This window comes from Pseudomonas sp. Tof1, from assembly GCF_055390395.1.
Genome location: NZ_AP024344.1, coordinates 528,095 through 548,269 on the forward strand (window position 1 = coordinate 528,095; position 20,175 = coordinate 548,269).

General features: G+C 62.7%; 17 protein-coding genes and 1 pseudogene. 13 read left to right on the forward strand and 5 right to left on the reverse strand.

The annotated features are described in order from the left end of the window. Positions 1-15 precede the first annotated feature (15 nt). From ACZ5KU_RS02350 to ACZ5KU_RS02385, 8 genes and pseudogenes are all read left to right on the forward strand, one after another. Entirely contained in the window at positions 16-1,773 is a 1,758-nt protein-coding gene (locus ACZ5KU_RS02350) for a carbamoyltransferase family protein (protein WP_054056535.1), read from the forward strand. Beyond that, a pseudogene (locus tag ACZ5KU_RS02355) lies at positions 1,757-2,886 on the forward strand (glycosyltransferase). Before ACZ5KU_RS02350 ends, ACZ5KU_RS02355 begins: the two are co-directional and overlap by 17 nt. Beyond that, positions 2,886-3,782 (forward strand): GNAT family N-acetyltransferase, encoded by an 897-nt coding sequence (locus ACZ5KU_RS02360; RefSeq protein WP_464736794.1) that lies wholly within the window; start codon positions 2,886-2,888, stop codon positions 3,780-3,782. The pseudogene ACZ5KU_RS02355 and the gene ACZ5KU_RS02360 overlap by 1 nt, the downstream one beginning before the upstream one ends. Continuing rightward, positions 3,779-5,191 (forward strand): PIG-L deacetylase family protein, encoded by a 1,413-nt coding sequence (locus ACZ5KU_RS02365; RefSeq protein ID WP_054056538.1) that lies wholly within the window; start codon positions 3,779-3,781, stop codon positions 5,189-5,191. The genes ACZ5KU_RS02360 and ACZ5KU_RS02365 overlap by 4 nt, the downstream gene beginning before the upstream one ends. 55 nt (positions 5,192-5,246) lie before the next feature. Then, entirely contained in the window at positions 5,247-6,131 is an 885-nt protein-coding gene (locus ACZ5KU_RS02370) for a DUF6625 family protein (RefSeq protein ID WP_054062117.1), read from the forward strand. Beyond that, positions 6,128-7,282, forward strand: a complete 1,155-nt coding sequence (locus tag ACZ5KU_RS02375) for a glycosyltransferase family 4 protein (RefSeq protein WP_054056540.1) — start codon at positions 6,128-6,130, stop codon at positions 7,280-7,282. The genes ACZ5KU_RS02370 and ACZ5KU_RS02375 overlap by 4 nt, the downstream gene beginning before the upstream one ends. Next, a complete protein-coding gene (locus tag ACZ5KU_RS02380; protein ID WP_054056541.1) occupies positions 7,279-8,163 on the forward strand; it encodes a glycosyltransferase in 885 nt (294 codons plus the stop codon). The genes ACZ5KU_RS02375 and ACZ5KU_RS02380 overlap by 4 nt, the downstream gene beginning before the upstream one ends. Before the next feature lie 14 nt (positions 8,164-8,177). Continuing rightward, positions 8,178-8,798 (forward strand): CatB-related O-acetyltransferase, encoded by a 621-nt coding sequence (locus ACZ5KU_RS02385; protein WP_054056542.1) that lies wholly within the window; start codon positions 8,178-8,180, stop codon positions 8,796-8,798. Between the two features lie 49 nt (positions 8,799-8,847). Here ACZ5KU_RS02385 and ACZ5KU_RS02390 read toward each other — a convergent pair whose 3' ends face one another. Next, positions 8,848-10,707 (reverse strand): bifunctional O-antigen ligase/aminoglycoside phosphotransferase family protein, encoded by a 1,860-nt coding sequence (locus ACZ5KU_RS02390; RefSeq protein WP_054056543.1) that lies wholly within the window; start codon positions 10,705-10,707, stop codon positions 8,848-8,850. 156 nt (positions 10,708-10,863) lie between these two features. Between ACZ5KU_RS02390 and msbA the strand changes: the two genes are divergently transcribed. From msbA to hldE, 4 genes are all read left to right on the forward strand, one after another. Then, positions 10,864-12,669 (forward strand): lipid A export permease/ATP-binding protein MsbA, encoded by a 1,806-nt coding sequence (gene msbA / locus ACZ5KU_RS02395; protein WP_054056544.1) that lies wholly within the window; start codon positions 10,864-10,866, stop codon positions 12,667-12,669. Positions 12,670-12,855: 186 nt separating this feature from the next. Then, positions 12,856-13,560, forward strand: a complete 705-nt coding sequence (locus ACZ5KU_RS02400; protein WP_054062120.1) for a sulfotransferase family 2 domain-containing protein — start codon at positions 12,856-12,858, stop codon at positions 13,558-13,560. Continuing rightward, positions 13,553-14,203 (forward strand): adenylyl-sulfate kinase, encoded by a 651-nt coding sequence (gene cysC, locus ACZ5KU_RS02405; protein ID WP_054056546.1) that lies wholly within the window; start codon positions 13,553-13,555, stop codon positions 14,201-14,203. The genes ACZ5KU_RS02400 and cysC overlap by 8 nt, the downstream gene beginning before the upstream one ends. Positions 14,204-14,266: 63 nt before the next feature. Continuing rightward, positions 14,267-15,688, forward strand: coding sequence for a bifunctional D-glycero-beta-D-manno-heptose-7-phosphate kinase/D-glycero-beta-D-manno-heptose 1-phosphate adenylyltransferase HldE (hldE, locus tag ACZ5KU_RS02410; RefSeq protein ID WP_054056547.1), 1,422 nt, complete (start codon positions 14,267-14,269; stop codon positions 15,686-15,688). A 93-nt stretch (positions 15,689-15,781) separates the two neighbouring features. On the opposite strand, the gene ACZ5KU_RS02415 is transcribed toward hldE, so the two are convergent. The 4 genes from ACZ5KU_RS02415 to ACZ5KU_RS02430 all read right to left on the reverse strand — a co-directional run bounded on the left by ACZ5KU_RS02415 (position 15,782) and on the right by ACZ5KU_RS02430 (position 19,175). Beyond that, positions 15,782-16,747 (reverse strand): hypothetical protein, encoded by a 966-nt coding sequence (locus ACZ5KU_RS02415; RefSeq protein WP_054056548.1) that lies wholly within the window; start codon positions 16,745-16,747, stop codon positions 15,782-15,784. Positions 16,748-16,788: 41 nt separating this feature from the next. Then, on the reverse strand, positions 16,789-17,601 hold the full coding sequence (locus ACZ5KU_RS02420; RefSeq protein WP_054062121.1) for an aldo/keto reductase: 813 nt from the start codon (positions 17,599-17,601) through the stop codon (positions 16,789-16,791). Further along, positions 17,598-18,773, reverse strand: a complete 1,176-nt coding sequence (locus ACZ5KU_RS02425) for an NAD(P)/FAD-dependent oxidoreductase (RefSeq protein ID WP_416771493.1) — start codon at positions 18,771-18,773, stop codon at positions 17,598-17,600. Before ACZ5KU_RS02425 ends, ACZ5KU_RS02420 begins: the two co-directional genes overlap by 4 nt. Before the next feature lie 69 nt (positions 18,774-18,842). Beyond that, on the reverse strand, positions 18,843-19,175 hold the full coding sequence (locus ACZ5KU_RS02430) for a DMT family transporter (RefSeq protein WP_054059392.1): 333 nt from the start codon (positions 19,173-19,175) through the stop codon (positions 18,843-18,845). A gap of 110 nt (positions 19,176-19,285) precedes the next feature. Between ACZ5KU_RS02430 and ACZ5KU_RS02435 the strand changes: the two genes are divergently transcribed. Beyond that, positions 19,286-20,170 (forward strand): LysR family transcriptional regulator, encoded by an 885-nt coding sequence (locus ACZ5KU_RS02435; protein ID WP_416771495.1) that lies wholly within the window; start codon positions 19,286-19,288, stop codon positions 20,168-20,170. The last annotated feature ends 5 nt before the right edge of the window (positions 20,171-20,175 follow it).

The window sequence follows — 20,175 nt, forward strand, 5'->3', positions numbered from 1 at the left end:
AGAGGCTAGACCCCTGTGGCATTGACGATTCTTGGCCTGTCCGGCGCCCTTAGCCATGATCCTTCCGCAGCCTTGTACATCGACGGCAAGCTGATCGCGGCCGCCGAGGAAGAACGCTTCGTACGCGACAAACATGCAAAGAACCGCATGCCTTACGAATCGGCGAAATTCTGCCTGGAGCAGGCCGGCATCAAGCCCTCGGACGTAGACGTGGTCGCGATTCCATTCGCCCCGATCAGCCTGTTCGGCAAGGCGCGCTGGCATTACGCCAAGCGTTACTGGTACGCCCCGGATCGCGCCCTCGATGCGATCCTGATGGGTAACCGTCGCTACAAGCGCTATCGCAAGAAGATCGTCTGGTGCCTGGAGCAGTTGGGCTTCGATCCGAAGAAGATCAGGATCGAACCGGTCGAGCACCACCTGGCCCACGCTTCCAGCGCCTATCACTGCTCCGGCTTCAAGGAGAAGACCGCGATCCTCGGGATCGACGGCAAGGGCGAGTACGCCACCACCTTCTTCGGCTACGGTGAAAACGGCAGGATCCACAAGATCAAGGAGTTCTTCGATCCGGACTCCCTGGGCGGCCTGTATGGCGCGATCACCGAATTCCTCGGCTTCGAAATGCTCGATGGCGAATTCAAGGTGATGGGCATGGCCCCTTACGGCGATGCCAGCAAGTACGACTTCTCGCGCCTGGCCTCTTTCGAGAATGGCGAGCTGGTGATCAACACCGAGTACGCCAACGTCATCGGCCTGCGTCGTTACAAGGAAAAGGGCAAGGGCTTCTACTTCTCGCCGAAGCTGATCGAGTGGCTGGGGCCCAAGCGCGAGGGCGACATTGCCGACGAGCCCTACATCCATTACGCGGCCAGCATGCAGGCGCTGTTCGAGAAGCTGGCGCTGCAGATGATTGACCACTACCTGGGCGACGTTCTCAAGGAAACCGGCAAACTGGCTTTCGCTGGCGGCTGTGCGCTGAACGTCAAGCTGAACCAGCGGATCATCGCCCGCGATGACATCAAGGAACTGTTCGTCCAGCCGGCTTCCGGCGACGCCGGTACCGCCGTCGGGGCGGCCGCTTACGTTTCTCACGCCCGCGGTGTGCCGGTGGAGAAGATGGAGCACGTCTACCTCGGCCCGTCCTACAGCAACGAAGACGTGATCGCGGCCTGCGCCCGTCACCCGAATTCGCCGAAGTGGCGCAAGCTGGACAACATGCCGGAGCAGATCGCCAAAATCATGGTCGACGGCAACCCGGTGGCCTGGTTCCAGGGCCGCATGGAATTCGGTCCGCGTGCCCTGGGCGGCCGCTCGATCATCGGTTGCCCGAGCGTCGCCGGCGTGGCCGACCGGATCAACCACCAGATCAAGTTCCGCGAGCGCTGGAGGCCTTTCTGCCCGTCGATGCTCGACACCGTTGCGCCACAGATGATCAAGATCGATCACCCGGCGCCGTTCATGACCTTCACCTTCGAAGTGGCCGAGGAGTGGAAGACCCGCGTGCCGGAAGTGGTCCACGAGGACGGTACTTCTCGGGCCCAGGTGCTCAAGCGCGAGTACAACCCGCGCTACTACGACATGATGAAGGCCCTGGAAGTGCTGACCGGCAACGGCGTGTCGCTGAACACCTCGCTGAACCGTCGTGGCGAACCGATGATCTGCTCGCCGACCGATGCCCTGAACATGTTCTTCGGTTCCGACCTGCAGTACCTGATCATGGAAGACATCCTGGTGGTCAAAGACGGCGCGGATGCTTATGACTCGCTCGGCTGAGCGCCATGTGCTGCAGTTCTGCCACGGATATGACGGGCCGTTCCTCGATTGCGCCCGTCAGTACGCCAGACTGTTCAGCGGGACCGGCTATCGGGTGACCACGGTGTTTCTCACCGGTGTCGCCGATGCCGAGGTGGCCGCGGACTGTGCGTCGGACGAAGTGCTGTTCATGGAGTACAGCTCCAAGGCCATCCGGGGACTCAAGCTCGGCGCTATCGGCGACCTGCGCAAGATCGCCGCCTCGCGCGACTTCAGCTTCTGCATCGCCCATCGCTTCAAGCCGATCTACATCGCCCTGCTTGGCACGGCGTTGCCGGTTATCGGCGTACACCATGCGTTCGGTGACTATGTGCGGGGCAGCCGCAAGCTGTTTGCCCACCTGTTTCGCAAGCGCCTGAGCCTGCTCGGCGTTTCCGATGCCGTACGCGACGATATGCGCCAGTGCCTGCCGAAGTGGCCGACCGGGCGGATTCGTACGCTTTACAACCGTATCGACATCGAGGCATTGCAGGCTTCGCAGCTTCCGGCCGCCGAGGCGCGTGCCGCCCTGGGGCTGCCGGCTGACGCCTGGGTCGTCGGCAATGTCGGCCGGCTGCATCCGGACAAGGATCAGGCGACGCTGATTCGCGGGTTCGCCCAGGCTCTGGAGCGTCTGCCGGTCAACAGTCGGCTGGCGATACTCGGTACCGGACGCCTGGAGCAGAAACTGAAGGCGTTGGCCGCCGAGCTCGGGGTCGCCGAGCGTGTGCTGTTTCTCGGCCAGGTCCCGCAGGCTCGCCGTTACTTTCGTGGGTTCGATGTTTTCGCCCTGAGTTCCGATCACGAGCCGTTCGGCATGGTCCTGCTGGAAGCCATGGCTGCCGGTGTGCCGCTGCTGGCCACTGCCTGTGGGGGGCCAGGGAAGTGGTCGAAGGTGTCGGGATTCTTTTCCCCCTCGGCGATGCCGAGCACCTGGCCCAGGGGCTGCAGCACCTGGCTGCGCTGGATGACGAGCAGCGCCAGGCCTGTGCCGACCGGATGCTGGCGCGGTTGCACGAGAGGTTCTCGGACCAGGCGGTCCGTGAGGCTTTCTGGCACCTGCCGCAAGTCACCGACCTGACGGCGGAGGCCTGATGCTCAACCTATTCCAGGGTTGGCGCGAGCGCGGCTGGTCGGTGGTGGATGCCGCGACCTACAGTGCCGCCTGGCAGCGTTTTGGTGGCAGCGTCGCGACGCACCCGCTGGTGGTCGACCGCCTGGCGCATCTGGCCGGGATTCCGGTGCGTTACCTGGCTTTCGAGCAGGGTGGCGAGCTGAAGGCGGCGATTGCGACCTGGGGCCGTGACCTGGCGTTGTCCAAGGAAGTGCTCAAGCGCCAGGGCAAGAAGGGCCTGTTCGATCTCGGCAACGCCGAACTGATCCTGCCGGCGGCTGCCGGTGCGCTGGCGCCGTTGCGGCACCGTGGCCGTTATCTGTCCGAGTTGAATGCCGACCGGTTCAGCGGCCTGCAGGCGCAGACCGAACAGTTGGCGATGGCCCGCACGCCGGAGGACCTGTCGAAGAAGTTTCGCTACAACCAGCGTCGTGAACTGCGCCTGCTCGAAGAGGCGGGCGGCGTGGTGCGCCCGGTCGGCGAGTTTTCCAGTGCCGAACTCGCGGCGATCTATTGCGACCTGTTCCAGCGGCGCTGGGGTTTCGCGGCGACCGGCGCGGCACGCATGGCCGAGGTCATCGAGTTGCTGCGCGAACTGCTGATCGGTTCGGTGATCTTTCTCAACGGTGCGCCGATCGCGGTGCAACTGATCTACCGCGTCGAGGCGCCCGAGTGGATCAGCGTCGAGTACATCAACGGCGGCGTCGATCCCGAGACCCGGGCATTCAGCCCGGGCAGCGTGCTGAGCTTCCTCAACACCCAGAGTGCCTGGGAAGATGCCCGCGCGCTGGGCAAGGCGCTGCGCTTTTCGTTCGGGCGTGCGGACCGTGAGTACAAGGATCGCTGGTGCAACCCCGTGCCGGTGTTCAGGGTATGAGCCGTAAACAGCAGTTGCTCAAGCGTCATCGCCGTAACAAGCGACTGACGCTGTTGATCGGCCTGGTGCTGTTGGTCGCGGTCGGCCTGCTGGTGGCCTGGTGGCTGCCGCTGGTCCTGGCACTGCTGGCCTGGGTTGCCCATGAAGCCTGGTTTGCCGATCACCTGTTCTATTCCCCGGGCGACGATTATCAATATGCCTTTCCCGAGGGCAGTGAGCAGGTCGCTGGCCGTCTCGACGGTGGGCTGTTGAAACTGGACGATGCCCTTGCACTGGACGGCGAGGAAACCCTGATCCTGGCGGTCAGGCTCAAGAGCCGCTGGCTGGGGCGCTTCCTCGATCCGGCAGTCGAAATCGAGAGCGCGCAATCCTCCGATCGCCAGGCATTCGAGCGCGGCGTCAATGGTTTGCGCTATCTCAACCTGGGTGGCTTTGCCCCGGCGCTGACCACGGGCTCGTTGCGTTTGCGCGGGCGTTTCTGTCGTTTGCTCGGTGAGCCGGTGCTGTGGGTTTTCCGCCAGCCGGACCTGCGGCGGCAGCGGGTCATGGTGATCGCTCCCCATGCCGACGATGCCGAGTTGGCGGCCTACGGTCTGTACAGCCAGGCTGATGAAACCTGGATCGTGACCCTGACCGCGGGCGAAATCGAAGCCGAGCATTACCAGGCGATGGGCTTGCCCCGTGCCGAGGCGGCTCGCCTGAAGGGGCGGCTGCGGGCCTGGGACAGTATCGCGGTGCCGCGTTGGGCCGGTGTACCGCAGGAGCATTGCGTGCAGCTCGGCTATTTCTGCCTGCAGCTGCCGGCCATGCAGGCCGCACCGGACCAGCCGGTGGCGTCCCGCGAAGCCGAGCTCGACGATATCCGCCTGTTCCGCCAGCTCAATCCGTTCACCCTCCCCGGTGATCGCGATGGTGTGCCCAGTTGGAACAACCTGCTGGCCGACCTGCGCGAGCTGCTGAGCCGGGCCCGGCCGCAGGTAATTGTGTTACCGCATTTTTCACTTGATCCGCATCCGGATCACATCTGCGCCCAGGCGGCGGTGATGCAAGCGTTGCAGGGATTGGAGTGGCAGCCGACCACGCTGCTGGGCTATGCCAACCACCTGCATGACAATGATCGCTGGCCCATGGGCGATTCAGGCGCGGGAGTCGCCTTGCCGCCGGTCTTCGATCCGGCGCTGGTGCTGCAACCCTATAGTCTGTCGCTGTCGCTGGAGCAGCAGCGCGACAAGGCCATGGCATTGGGCATGATGCATGATCTGCAACCACGTGCTCCGTTCAAGCGGCGACTGCGACGTTCGATACAGTGGCTTCTGGCTAGTAGGGTACAATCCCCCTACGGCGAGAACGAGTTCTTTCGAAAGGCGGTCAGAAGGCATGAATTGCTCTGGTTGCTCGAGCGTCGGTAATGCCCCTTGGGACAGAGTGTTCCCTTGAGTTCCAGAAGCCTGCAGTGAGTTGCCAATGACCCGTCCAGACCCGCGTATTCTGTTCATCATTCCCTATTTCGGGCGCTGGCCGTTCTGGATGCCGTTCTTTCTGGAAAGCTGCCGATACAACCCGGATATTGACTGGCTGCTGTTCAGCGATTGTGGGGTGCCGGAGGATACGCCGCCCAATGTCACTATCGAGAGCATGAGTTTCGACAATTACTGCCAGTTGGTCTCCCGCCGACTGGAGATCGATTTTGCCCCGAAGGCCGCCTACAAACTCTGTGATATCAAACCGGCCCTGGGATATATCCATGCCGATCGTCTGGAAGGCTATGACTTCTGGGCATTCGGTGATATCGACCTGGTGTATGGCAACCTGCGCGAGTATTTCACCGCCGAGCGCCTGGCCGGTTACGATCTGTTCTCCACTCATGAGCGCCGGGTAGCCGGCCATTTGTGCCTGATGCGCAACACCGCGCGCAAACGCGAGGTGTTCATGCAGATCAGGAACTGGCGCGAACGCTTTACCGACCATGAGCATCATGCACTGGATGAGGGGGCATTCAGTCGCATTTTCCTGTGGCGCAAGAACTTCCCGAAACCGTTGTTCGATCTGGTGGGCAAGTTCAACCCCTGGCGGCGGCGTAGTGAATTCACCGAATGTTTCAGCACGCCGGGCGGCGTGATCAAGTGGCATGATGGAACCTGTAACTTTCCGAGCCGCTGGTACTGGCGCAACGGGCGCCTGACCAATGATCGCGATGGCGAGCGCTCTTTTCCATATTTTCACTTTGTGTGCTGGAAGCGTAATGAGTGGTCCAGGCTACCTGAAGCCGACCCCGGGCAACTCCGGCTGCTGGCCCGGGAACCGGCGTGGACCATCGATGCGACAGGGTTTCAGCGGGGAGATTTATGAGTCAACGTTTCAAGGTCCTGCAACTGCAGCCGGACTACAACGTCAAGTCGCACGATTTCGCCGACCTGGCCGAGCAGATCGTCAAGGCCCTGCCTGTCGAGCGTTTCGAGGTCACGGCGGCATTCCTGCGTGGGCGTCCCGGGCCGGGCGAGCCTGTCAGCCGGGCTGATCGCTCGGTGTATTTCGAATTCTCCGACAGCGCCCTCAAGGGCATGCGTCTCAGAGCGATGTGGCAGTTGTACAAGTTCTGCCGCAGGGAGAAATTCGATGTCGTGGTGTGCAACCGCTTCAAGCCGGTGAACATGCTGCTGCAACTCAATCGTTGGTTGAAGATTCCCTTGTGTATCGGCATTTCCCACGGTTTTGGCGAGTACGACCGTTTCTATCGGCGGCGGCAGACCCAGGGCCTGATCGACCGGAGCTGGCGCTTCGTAGGCGTCTCGCCTGCGGTGAAGCAGTATCTGCTGGACTGCCGTTGCGGTTTCACCGATGCCAATACCTACGCGATCACCAATGCGATCGATATCCAGCAGGCCGAGGGTCTGCAGCATTCCCGTGAGCGGGCCCGGGAACTGCTGGGACTGTCGCCCTCGGCACGCCTGGTCGGTGCGCTGGGACGGCTGGTGCCGGTCAAGGGGCATACCTATCTGCTCCAGGCCTTTGCCGCGCTCAAGGACAAGTATGCCGAAGCCCAGCTGGTGATTATCGGTGCCGGACGCGAGGAGGCTCGCCTGCGCCAGGAGATCGAGCGCCTCGGCCTGGATGGTCGTGCCCACTTGCTCGGTTTCCGCGAGAACGCCTTGCAGTACGTCCGAGCGTTCGATATCTGGACCATGCCTTCCCTCGCCGAAGGGCTGGGCCTGGCGCTGCTGGAGGGCATGAGCGGGCACCTGCCGGTCATCGCATCCAGCGTACCGGCCATGCTGCCGCTGATCCAGGGTGCGGGTGGCCTGGCGGTGGAACCGGCGAATGTGCCGGCCCTGACGGCGGCCCTGGACAGCTACCTTGGTCTGTCGGACGAGGCGTTGCGCGCCAAGGGTGAGCAGAGCTACCGCTATCTGCAGGACCAACACGATATCGAGGTATTCCGTCGGCAATACCTGGAGTTGATTGAATCAGGCCTGGCTCAGGCTGGTAAGGAACATCCATGACAGACGCCCAGCCTCTGGTGACGGTGATCATCGCTTCGTACAACCACGGTCCCTACATTGAGCAGAGCATTCTCAGCGTGCTCAACCAGACCTACCCGAACATCGAGTTGCTGGTGGTCGATGACGGTTCCACCGATGACAGTGTCGAGCGTATTCGCCGCCTGCAGGCAGAGCATGGTTTCGATTTCCAGGTCCAGCAGAACCAGGGCCTGACCAATACGCTCAACGGTGCCATCGCACGCTCCCATGGCAGCCTGATTGCGCCGTTCGGTTCCGATGACATCATGCTGCCCGAGCGTATCGCCGTGCAGGTCGCCCATATGGACGGCAAGCCTGAGGTGGGAATCTGCGCAGGCAATATCGAGCTGATCGACTCCGAGGGCAACCTGTTTCCAGAGAAGCGCCAGCGCCGTGACGTACCGTTCCGGCGTCTGGATTTCGATGACATGTTCCTCGAGCGCAAGCCCTATCCGCCGGCTCCCACATTGCTCATCCGTCGCGAGGCGCTGGAAAAGGTCGGCGGGTTCGATCCGCAGATCCGTCTCGAGGACCTGCTGATCGAGTTGAAGATCACCCGCGCCGGCTACTTCATCGATGGCCTGGGTGTGCTGATGGCCCGTTATCGCAAGCACGCCACCAACTCCTACAAGAACCACCGGTTCATGATCGACAGCATCCTGCGCACCTATGCGCTGTTCAGCGATCACCCCTTGTACGATCAGGTGCGTTACAAGTTCCTCAACTCGATGTTCCTGAAAACCTCCAATCGTGATCGCAAGCTGGCTCGCGAACTATTGGCGCAGATTCCGTTCAAGGCCTGGACGGGTAAAACCTGGAAGGCCCTGGCGCGGTTGTACTTTTCGCCGCTGGAAAAGAGTTGAACGGAGCTTGAGGCATGGGCTGGATTCAGCGGTTTCTCGAAAAAAGGGCCAAGCGGGCCATCCGCAAGCTCCCAAAGATAGAGCGTGGCGCCGCGCGTTTCAGGCAGCGTTATCCCGATTATGGTTTTGGCCGGGGAAGTTATGGTCTGCCACAGGTCCATGACTGGCAGGAAGGCTCGACCCTGAACATCGGCGCCTACTGCTCGATTGCCGAAGGGGTACAGATATTCCTGGGTGGTCATCACCGGGCCGACTGGGTGACCACCTTTCCATTCCCCGCCATGGTTTCGCAGGCCGCACATATCAGCGGGTACAGTGGGACGCATGGTGACGTGACGATTGGCAACGATGTATGGTTGTGCTCCAACTGCACGCTGTTGTCAGGGGTTACGGTGGGAACCGGGGCGATTGTCGCGGCGGGTGCCCTGGTGACCCGGGATGTCGAGCCTTACGCGGTAGTGGGCGGGAATCCGGCTCGTTTCCTGCGCTGGCGTTTTCCCGAGGAACAACGTCATGCCCTGCTGGCCAGTGCCTGGTGGGACTGGCCGGAAGAGGAGCTGCACGGTCTGGCGGACAAGCTGTGCAGCGATGACATCGAGAGCTTCCTGGAGTACGCCCGGCAGCGCCGGGGCTGACCTCCTGCAATCGGCCGCAGCACCTTTACGGGGCGGCGACCGACACTTCTCAGGCCTTGGCGGTCTGGTTCAGCAGTTGTGCTTCCTTGCGCAGCGAGGTGACCGACCTGTCGGAAGCCGTCGAGGCGTAGCCCTTGAGCAGTGCCGGCAACTGCTCTTCGAAAAGCCAGCCACGGTCTTCCCGATAGCGCTGCATATGGCGCAGGTTGCGCTGGCGCAGGGCTTGTCGGAGAGGCGAGGGGTAGACCCGCATGTCCGCCAGGTCGATCAGGCCGAATTCGCCATCTTCCAGCAGCAGCACGTTGCCCAGGTGCAGTGAGCGGAAATAGACACCGCGCTCATGCAATTGCCCCAGGAACCTGCCGAAGCGCTCGACCAGTGCTTCGCGCACCGCCGCCGAGCCCATCGACTGCAGAACCTGGCGGAGCGTCTGGCCTGGCAATGGCCGGTAATGCACCGCCGTGCTGCCATTCTTGAGGTGATAAAGACCGATGATCTCCGGGGTCTGGATACCCATGGCACGCAGACGGTCGCTGTTTATCGCAAAACGTTCCGACTGTGGATTGAAACCGCCGGAACTGTAGAAACGGCGGGAGCGGAAGAGCTTCAGGTAGTCTCCGTTCTGCAGGCACAGCACCTTGGGACCCAGTCCGTCCTCCTCAATGACCCGGGCATCCCGGGTCAGTCCGGCGAAGGAGTTTGCATCCAGGTACCGTACTGGCCTGTCCAGCAGGCGTCGGGTGCGCCGCGCGACGGTCAGGGCGAGGATCAGGGCCAGGGGGACCCAGAGCAGGTACCAGTGCTCCTTGGGGCGGGACAGTGTGCCGCCACCTTCGGTGAGCCCGGCGCCGATGCCGAATACCAGCCAGCTGGAGGCCAGGATGAACAGTGGTTGGACACGTTGCCGCCAACTGCTCAGCAGGCCCCAGCCAAGCATGAATATCCAGGGCAGGAAACCGATGATCCCGGCATAGAAGAGTACGCCGAGGGCGAAGTTGTGAGGCTCGCTCAGATTGTAACCGACCCCGGGATCGATACTCAGTTCGGCGTTGTAGCCATGTCCGACCCAGGGATGGAAGGCGATCTGCTCCAGGGTCATGCGCCACAGTTCGAAGCGGAACGAGTTGCCACGTTCGAAAAGCATCCCGGAGAAGAAGGTGAAGACCACGATGGCACTGGCCAGCATCGCTCCCAGCACCATCAGCGAGCGCCGGTTCCAGCAGATGAAGCTCAGCCACAGGGCTGCCAGGGTCAGTGCGACCAGGGGAGTTCGCGAACCGGTGGCGAGCACGGCGCAGAACATGATCAGCAGTGCCGGCAGGCTCAGCAGCAGTGTCTGCGGGCGTTTGCAGAGCATGCTCAGGCTCATCCAGTAGACGCAGAAGAAGCCGAAGACATGGGAGCTGAGCAGTGGGTTGTCGAAGGCCCCGGCGCCCACCATGCGCAGGTCCGGTGTATGGGTCCGCCAGAATATGTAGAGGTTGTACAGGGTGGCGCACAGGCCGATGATGGCGGCGCTGAAGATCAGCGGTTGCAGACTGTCCGGGCGGTAGCGCACCAGCAGGCTGCAGCCTATGAAGAGCATCAGGGTGTGCAGTGGCGGCTTTGTGTCGCTCAGGGCATCCGGTACGGGTGGGCTCCACAGCAGGCTGAGGATGGTCCACAGGGCGAAGGTCACGATGGCGATGAACAGCGGCTCGCGGACCAGTTCCTTGAGTTCCCGTGGGCGTAGCAGCAGGGCGATCAGGGCGGGTGCACTGAACAGGGCGTAGTAGATCTTGTGATGCGCGCTACGGCCCGGGAGAAAGAACATGTCGCTCAACAGCAGCAGGTAGCCCAGGGGCAGCAGCCAGAGACAGATGAAATCGAAAACTCGGTTGGAGGCGTTATTCAAGCCACTGAATTGCATGCTGAAAAGTCATTCCGAAAGATGAAAGGCCATACTAACGCACTGGCTATTTAATGTCGTCCGCCAGGTGGGCGGTGGGCTTGAGCCAAGTGGCAGTCAGTACAACAGAGAAGCTGTGCTAAAGTCAGCCTCCTTTTTCAATTACCGCCGCGTGACATGACCGACTCCAGTCTCTCCGCAAGCCCGTCGAGCTTGAAAGTCTACTTCCGTCTGCTGAGCTATGTACGTCCCTACATAGGACTGTTCATGCTCAGCATCGTCGGTTTCCTGATTTTCGCTTCGACGCAGCCAATGCTGGGTTACATCCTCAAGTATTTTGTCGATGGCCTGTCCAATCCCGAAGCCGCGCTGTTTCCCAACGTGCCCTATCTGCGCGACCTGCAGTTGCTGCAGGCCGTGCCGCTGCTGATCATCCTGATCGCCGCCTGGCAGGGGCTGGGTTCGTACCTGGGGAACTACCTGCTGGCCAAGGTCTCTCTCGGACTGGTTCACGACCTGCGGGTCCAGTTGTTCAACAACCTGCTGACCCTGCCGAACCGCTACTTCGACCAGCACAACTCCGGCCATCTGATTTCACGTATCACCTTCAACGTCACCATGGTGACCGGGGCCGCCACCGACGCGATCAAGGTCGTGGTTCGTGAAGGCATGACGGTGATTTTCCTGTTCGTTTCCCTGCTCTTCATGAACTGGCGTCTGACTCTGGTCATGGTCGCCATCCTGCCGCTGATCGCGCTGATGGTACGCACGGCGAGCAAGAAGTTTCGCAAGCAGAGCAAGAAGATCCAGGTGGCGATGGGCGATGTGACCCATGTGGCGTCCGAGACCATCCAGGGCTACCGTGTCGTGCGCAGCTTCGGTGGCGAAACCTATGAGCAGAAACGCTTCCTGAAGGCCAGCCAGAGCAACACCGACAAGCAACTGCGCATGACTCGCACCGGTGCGATCTATACGCCGATGCTGCAGTTGGTAATCTACATTGCCATGGCGGTGCTGATGTTCCTGGTGCTCTACTTGCGCGGCGATGCGTCGGCGGGCGACATGGTGGCCTACATCACCCTGGCGGGTCTGTTGCCAAAGCCGATTCGTCAGTTGTCGGAGGTCAGTTCGACCATCCAGAAAGGCGTGGCGGGTGCCGAGAGCATATTCGAGCAACTGGACGTCGCACCGGAAGTGGACCATGGCACCCTCGAGCGGGACAAGGTCGAGGGCCGCCTGGATGTGCGTAACCTGAGCTTTACCTATCCGGGCACCGACCGTCTGGTGCTGGACGACATTTCGTTCAGTGTCGAACCGGGCCAGATGGTGGCGTTGGTGGGGCGCTCCGGCAGTGGCAAATCGACCTTGGCCAGCCTGATTCCGCGGTTCTATCACCATGAACAGGGCGAGATCCTGCTCGACGGCATCGAGGTCGAAGACTATCGGTTGCTGAACCTGCGCCGGCATATCGCCCAGGTGACCCAGCATGTCACGCTGTTCAGCGATACGGTCACCAACAACATCGCCTATGGCGATCTGGCGGGTGCCCCTCGCGAAGACGTCGAGCAGGCTGTGCGCGACGCCTACGCCAAGGACTTCATCGATCAGTTGCCCAAGGGCCTCGATACCCAGGTCGGCGAGAACGGCGTCCTGCTCTCCGGCGGCCAGCGCCAGCGTTTGGCGATTGCCCGGGCGTTGCTCAAGAACGCGCCACTGCTGATTCTCGATGAGGCCACCTCGGCACTCGATACCGAGTCCGAGCGGCATATCCAGGCTGCTCTGGACAAGGTCATGAAGGGTCGTACCACCCTGGTGATCGCCCACCGGCTGTCGACCATCGAGAAGGCCGACCTGATCCTGGTGATGGATCAGGGGCGTATAGTCGAGCGTGGTACTCATGCCCAGTTGCTGGAAAAAAATGGCTATTACGCACGGCTGCATGCCATGGGGCTGGATGAGTCGGCCCCCGCCGGGACCGCGTGAGTCAATAGCCCGGGAGCGCAGTGTCGCTTCCGGGCAGTTGCGGTGCGCAATGCGCCGCGAGTTTGTATCCGGATACTTACCCAGCTTGACCATCGCTAAATATTTTCTGCTACCTGACATTGTTATGGTTCGGCAACGAATCATCGATATCAACGGAGGGGCTATCCCTTCCGCGCAGGTACTGGAATGTTGCAGCGCTACCTATGGAAGCTGATGCCCAAGGCTCAGCGAGAATTTCTGCTGGGGCGTCTCCCGGTTGTCGACCGGCAGGTCATCAACAAGGTCATGTCCGGCAATGTGCAGTTTCCCCAGCCGTTCACCGAGCGTGCCTGTCTGTTCATCCATGTTCCCAAGTGCGCCGGCAGCAGTGTGTGTGGTGCCTTGTTCGGCGGTTGGCACCCCGGGCATCTGCCTTTGCACTGGTATGAGCATCAGTTCCCCGAGCAGTACGCCAGGAGCTTCAAGTTCGCTTTCGTGCGTGAGCCGTTGGAGCGGGCCTATTCGGCTTTCGCCTTTCTCAGGGGCAACGAGCCATGCCGGCGGGATATGTCTGCGCACAACCTGGTGAGTTCATACCGCGACTTCGACGATTTCGTCTATCGCTGGCTGCATCCCGAGAATGTCAGGAAGCAATTGCATTTCGCCCCCCAGACGGACTTTCTGGTCGGCTCGCTCGGTCATCTGGAGCTGGACTTCATCGGTCGCCAGGAGCATCTGGAGCAGGATTTCCGCTCCGTCTGCGAGCGGATTGGCATCGCCTCGACCCTGCCTCACCTCAATCACTCACGCCAACGACGCGTGGAGCCGGTGAAGGAGTTCTGTTCGGTGAGAACCCGCCGACTGGTTCGTCGCGTCTACCAACGAGACTATGAGTTACTGGGCTATGAATAGACTGGCAACGATCCCCCTGGAAAGACCGCAGATCCGCCCCTACACCCTGGCGCTTTCCACGGCGCAGCGGGCGGCGATCAAGCACCAGCGGCCCTGCTGCATCTGGCTGACCGGCTTGTCGGGAGCGGGCAAGTCGACCCTGGCCAATGCCCTCGAAGTGCAACTCAATCAGCGCGGCCTGCATACCTTCCTGCTCGATGGCGACAACGTGCGCAACGGCCTGTGCAGCGACCTTGGCATGTCTGCGAAGGCCCGCAAGGAAAACATCCGGCGGGTGTCCGAGGTGGCACGGCTGATGGTCGATGCCGGGTTGATCGTGATCGTCTCGGCGATTTCACCGTTTCGTGCCGAGCGTGATCAGGCCCGCTCGCTGTTCGCGCCGCAGGCGTTCTCCTGCGTCTATGTCAGCACACCCTTCGACGTCTGTTCCCGGCGCGACCCCAAGGGGCTCTACAAGGCGGCCCTGGCCGGGCGGATCAAGGACTTCACCGGGCTCGACAGCCCTTACGAGGTGCCCCTCGATGCCGATTGCGAAATCGACACGACCTCGCTGACGCTGGAGGCCTCGACCCGGCGCCTGCTGGATTTTCTGATCAATAAAGGTGCAATTTCCAATGGCGAAGCCACTCACTTGAAGCCATAGGCTAGCCTGGGGCCACCCTGTGTTAATATCGCGCCCCTGTTCATTTTGTATGTGGGTTGCTCCATGAAGTTGTCCATGCCGCGATTCGATCAAGCCCCTGTCTTGGTGGTCGGCGATGTCATGCTCGACCGTTACTGGCATGGTGGTACCTCACGGATTTCCCCTGAGGCGCCGGTACCGGTGGTCAAGGTCGAGCAGATCGAGGATCGTCCGGGCGGTGCTGCCAACGTTGCCCTGAACATTGCCGCGCTGGGTGCGCCGGCGTCCCTGGTGGGTGTCACCGGTGACGACGAGGCCGCCGACAGCCTGAGCAACAGCCTCAAGGGCGCGGGCGTGCGCGCGCTTTTCCAGCGTATTGCGCACCAGCCGACCATCGTCAAGCTGCGGGTCATGAGTCGTCACCAGCAGCTGTTGCGGATCGATTTCGAAGAACCGTTCGCCACCGATGCCCTGGCGTTGGGTGCAGAAGTGGATGGCCTGCTCGAAGGCATCAAGGTATTGGTGCTGTCCGACTACGGCAAGGGCGCGCTGAAAAACCATCAGGCGCTGATCCAGGCTGCGCGGTCGCGGGGTATTCCCGTGCTGGCCGATCCCAAGGGCAAGGACTTCTCGATCTATCGCGGAGCCAGCCTGATCACGCCGAATCTCAGCGAATTCGAAACCATCGTCGGCGGTTGTGCCGATGAGCACGACCTGGTTTCCAAGGGCGCGCAGCTCATGCAGGACCTCGATCTGGGAGCCCTGCTGGTCACCCGTGGCGAGCACGGGATGACCCTGTTGCGCCCCGATCATCCGGCCCTGCACCTGCCGGCCCGGGCACGTGAGGTGTTCGATGTGACCGGTGCCGGCGATACGGTGATTTCCACCCTGGCAGCGGCGATCGCCGCTGGCGAGGACCTGCCCCATGCCGTGGCCCTGGCCAACCTGGCGGCAGGTATCGTGGTCGGCAAGTTGGGTACGGCGGCCATCAGTGCGCCGGAGCTGCGTCGTGCCATCCAGCGCGAGGAAGGTTCCGAGCGCGGTGTGCTGGGGCTCGAACAGTTGCTGCTGGCAGTGGATGACGCGCGGGCGCACAACGAGAAGATCGTGTTCACCAACGGTTGTTTCGACATCCTCCACGCCGGCCATGTGACCTATCTGGAGCAGGCGCGGGCCCAGGGCGATCGGCTGATCGTTGCGATCAACGACGATGCCTCGGTCAGTCGTCTGAAAGGCCCGGGGCGGCCGATCAACAGCGTCGATCGGCGCATGGCGGTCCTGGCCGGCCTGGGTGCGGTGGATTGGGTGATCAGCTTCCCGGAAGGCACTCCGGAAAACCTGCTGGCCCAGATCAAGCCCGATGTTCTGGTCAAGGGTGGGGACTACGGTATCGATCAGGTGGTCGGTGCCGACATCGTCAAGGCCTACGGCGGTACGGTGAAGGTGTTGGGGCTGGTGGAAAACAGCTCGACCACGGCGATCGTCGAGAAGATCCGCAGCAACTGAGGGTGACCGGCTCCTGCAGGAGCCGGGTTTATCCGCGAACAGCGGCATAACGGATTCACCGTCCGTTACCCGACCCGCGCGGTTGCGCCGCTGTCAGCGCCCGGCCTTGGCCGGTACCATCTTGCGCAGAAGCTGCCGGGCCTTGCCGGTCAGGCGCCTGAACCTCGAGTCCTTTTCCGGTTCCGTCAGCCCCTGCTGGCGGACCCAATCCTTCCAGCGCACCCGCTCATCGCGCACCAGCCAGCCATCCTGGCGGGCAAAGCTTTCCGCCAGATACAGGCCGCGCGTGCTGGCGGCAATCAACTGATCCTTCTTCAGGGTATACAGCTCGGCACAGGGCTGGCCGTCCTTCAATGGCATCAGGTAGAGGTCGGGCCGGGAGCGGTTCAGGCGCGCCACCAGTTCATCGTTTTCCAACCGCTCGTCGACATGGAACAGGCTCAGGGGCTTGGCCTCCCGAGGTACGTCCAGGCGCAGGTCGTAGATCAACTGCAGCGATGCGGTCGGCAGGTGCACATAGGCCCGCGGCCGCTCCAGCAGCTGTTGGGCGCCACAGCGTACCGGCAAGGCCGAGCCGGACAGCGGCGTCAGGCGAAACGGCAGCGCCTCGCGGTAGTGCAGCGCGGCGGAATAGGGCGTCGGCAGCCAGGTGTCATTGAACCGCCCGCTGAGCCAGCCTTCCGGTGTTTCCAGCAGGCATTCCTCGGCGATCTCCTGGATGGCGGTGTGCAGCGGCAGGTTCAGTTCCTGGGCCGGGACATAGCCGGAAATCAGTTTGAGTACCACGTCGCCGCGGTCCTGCCGGCGCTGGCGGACCAGTACCCAGTAGTCGCGGTTCTGCCAGTGCAGGGTGAGCCGCACCGAAACCCCGAGGTTGGCCAGTTCCACGGCAAAACGTCCGGCATCGGCGACGTTCACCGGCTTGCGCCTGTGCAGGATCTGCGCAAAGTTCAGCGGCATCCCGACGCTCTGGTAGCTCAGGCCTTCGGGAGTCGCTTCGACGAACAGGGGCAGGGTCTTGAAGTTGCTGGGGTTCTTTCTGATCAGTGTTCGCGGCATGTCGGCTCCTTCTTGCGTCGGGGTCGGCCGCGTGGGCGGCATCAGTTCTGGCGAATGACCCGGGCTACGGTTGCCACATTATGGGCCAGGTGTAGCGGATTGATGGTACCGACGATAGCGCTGGCGACGCCGGGATGCCCGAACAGCAACTCGAAGCTGGCGCGTACCGGATCGACACCTGGGCTCAGGCAGGCATGACCGCTGGCCAGGGCCTTTTTTACCAGAATCGCCTTGCCGTGGGCAGCTGCATAGTCAATGACCGCTCTTTCGGCCTGTTCGTTCAGATTGTAGGTGACCATCGCGCAATCGCCCTGCTCAAGAGATTTCAGGCCACCCTCGACGGTTTTTCCGGAAAAGCCGAAGGCGCGGATCTTGCCTTCGCGCTTGAGGCCGGCCAGGGTCTGGTAGACATCGCTCTGTTCGAGGATTGCCAGGTCGTTGCCGTCGGAGTGGACCAGCACCAGGTCGATGAAGTCGGTTTCCAGGCGTTGCAGGCTGCGCTCCACGGAAAGACGGGTATGCCCGGCGCTGAAGTCGTGGCGCGACTGGCCAGCCTCGAATTCCTCGCCGACCTTGCTGACGATCACCCATTCATGGCGCTGCCCACGCAGCAGCGGGCCGAGGCGTTCCTCGCTACGGCCGTAGGCCGGGGCGGTGTCGATCAGGTTGATGCCCAGGTCGCGGGTCAGCTTGAGCAGTTGGCGAGCGTCCTGGTCGTCGGGGATCTGGAAGCCGCTAGGGTATTTGACGCCCTGGTCGCGGCCCAGTTTCACGGTGCCCAGGCCCAGTGGCGAGACGCTCAGGCCGGTGCTGCCCAGGGGCCGGTGCAGGTCGTGCAGGGTTGGCTGGCTCATGGCAGCAGTTGCTCCCAGGCGGTTTGCGTGAGGGGCGGGCGTGGCAGCTGCGGCAGTGCCGGCGGATGGCTCGGCTGGATAGCGTCGCGCTGCAGGCTGGCGATGACCCGGTCGGCGAAGTCCGGGGCCAGCGCCAGCTTCGTCGGCCAACCGACCAGCAGGCGCCCGTCTTCGGCGAGAAAGGCATTGTCCGGGCGGGTCAGGCCCGATTGCTGGGGTTCGGCGCGGTCGACCCGCAGGGTGGCCCAGCGGCTCTGGCTCTGGTCGATCCAGGGCAACAGGTTGTCGAGCTCCTTGCGCGCGGCGGCGATCTGTTCGGCGCTGTCGCGCGCCACACCGTCGGCCTCGGCGATATCGCCGCCCAGATACCAGACCCATTGGCCATCGGCCGCCGGATGGCTGGTCACGGTGATCCTTGGCTTGGGACCGCCGCCCAGGCAATGGGCGTACAGCGGCTTGAGGCTCGGGCCCTTGACCAGCACCATGTGCAGCGGGCGTCTCTGCATCGCCGGCTGGCTCAGGCCCAGCGCGCCCAGCAGCTCGGCGTTGCCGGCCCCGGCACTGAGCACGATGCGCTGGGCGCGGATTTCGCGGTCATCGACGCGCAGGCCGACCAATTGCCCGTCTTCGCGCAGCGGTTCGATTTTCTGCCCGGCGAGCAGGCCATCGCCCGCCAGTTCGGCCAGGCGTGCAATCAGGCTGGGGACGTCGACCACCAGTTCGGCCAGGCGATAGACCTTGCCCTTGAAGCGCGGGTTCTGCAGGGCCGCTGGCAACTGGTCGCCCTTGACCTGGTCGACCCGGCCGCGCACGGCCTTGCTGGCGAAGAAGCTGGTGAGGTTGCCGGCCAGGGTGCCGGGGGACCAGAGGTAATGGGCGTCCGACAGCAGGCGTACGCCGGTGAGGTCGAGTTCACCGCTGCCGGCCAGGGCCTCGCGCCAGCGGCGCGGCATGTCGGCGATGGCTTCCGAAGCGCCGGTCAGTGCGCCATGCAGCGCGTACTTGGCGCCGCCATGGATGATGCCCTGGGACTTCACGCTCTGGCCACCGCCGAGGCTGGCGCTTTCCACCAGCACCGTCGAAAAGCCCTGGCGGCGCAGGCGCGCATTCAGCCAGAGACCGGCGACGCCGGCGCCGACAATCAGGACATCGGTGGATATAGCGGATGGCATGCAGCGACCTCGGTTGTTCTGACTAAGGCCGCAGTATACAGGTTCGGAAGAGGCGTCGACGGCCTGCCATCAATGCCCGGCGGTTTTCGAGAACAGCTGGATCACCACCACGCCGAGCACGATCAGCGCCATGCCGAGCATGGCCGGCACATCCAGCTTCTGGCCGTAGAGGAACAGCGCGGCGACGCTGACCATCACGATCCCCATGCCGGCCCAGACCGCGTAGGCCACACCTACCGGCACCGTGCGCACCACCAGGGTGAGCATCCAGAAGGCGGTGGCATAGCCGACGATGATCAGGGCCAGGGGCAGTGGTGTGCTCAGGCCCTTGACCGCTTTCATGGAGACAGTGGCGATGACTTCGGCGCAAATGGCGATGGCGAGGTAGTAGTAGGCATTCATGAAGTGATCTCCCCTATCTTTTGGGCCTGCTGATGAGGTCGGCATTTTAGCGGTCGCCCAGATGGGGTAAAGTCATTACCTATCTGTATAGAAGATAGGTTGTTCCGCCCATGCAATGGAATCTGGAGCAGATGCGGCTGTTCGTCGAGGTCGCCGAGCGGCGTTCTTTCTCTGCGGTGGCCCGTCATCAGCGCAAGGCCCAATCGGCGGTCAGTTCGGCGATTGCCCTGCTTGAGGATGACCTCGGTGTGCTGTTGTTCGAGCGCAGCAGCGGCCGCCAGCCGCGGCTGACGGCGGCGGGGGAGTCGCTGCTGGAGGAAGCGCGCGAAGTGCTGCGTCAGTGCGAGCGTCTCAATGGGCGGGCCCTGTCGCTGATGCGGGGTCAGGAAGCCTGTCTGCGTCTGGCACAGGATGAGGCGATGCCCTACCAGTCGGTGGTCGACAGCCTGGAAGCCCTGGCCAACCGCTTTCCCAATCTCGAGGTGCAATTGACCAGCGCGGCCCAGGGCGATGTGGCGCGCAAGCTGGTGGAGCGACGTGCCGACCTGGGCCTGCTGTTCTACCACGACCAGATTCCTGAAGCCCTGGAGCGACGGGTGCTGGGCAGTATCGAGATGGTCACGGTATGCGGCGTCGGCCACCCGATGGCGGAGTTGGCACGGGTCAATTGTCAGCAACTGGCCCAGCACCGGCAGTTGCTGATGTCGACGCAGTCGAGTGTCTACCCCGGCAGCGAGGCGGCCAGCCCACAGGTCTGGCGGGCCGACAGTTTCTACGTGATGGCTGAATGGTTGATCCGCGGCCTGGGCTGGGCCTGGCTGCCGCGTCACGTGGTGCAGTATCCGACGTACCAGGGGCAGATGGTCGAGCTGGTCAGCGAGTGGACGCCGCCGGCGCTGGTCGTCGAACTGGTCTGGCGTCGCGACGAGCCCCTGGGGCCGGCAGGACGCTGGTTGGCCGAGCGTTTTGCCGAACACTTGCAGGCGATCGGCTGAAAACA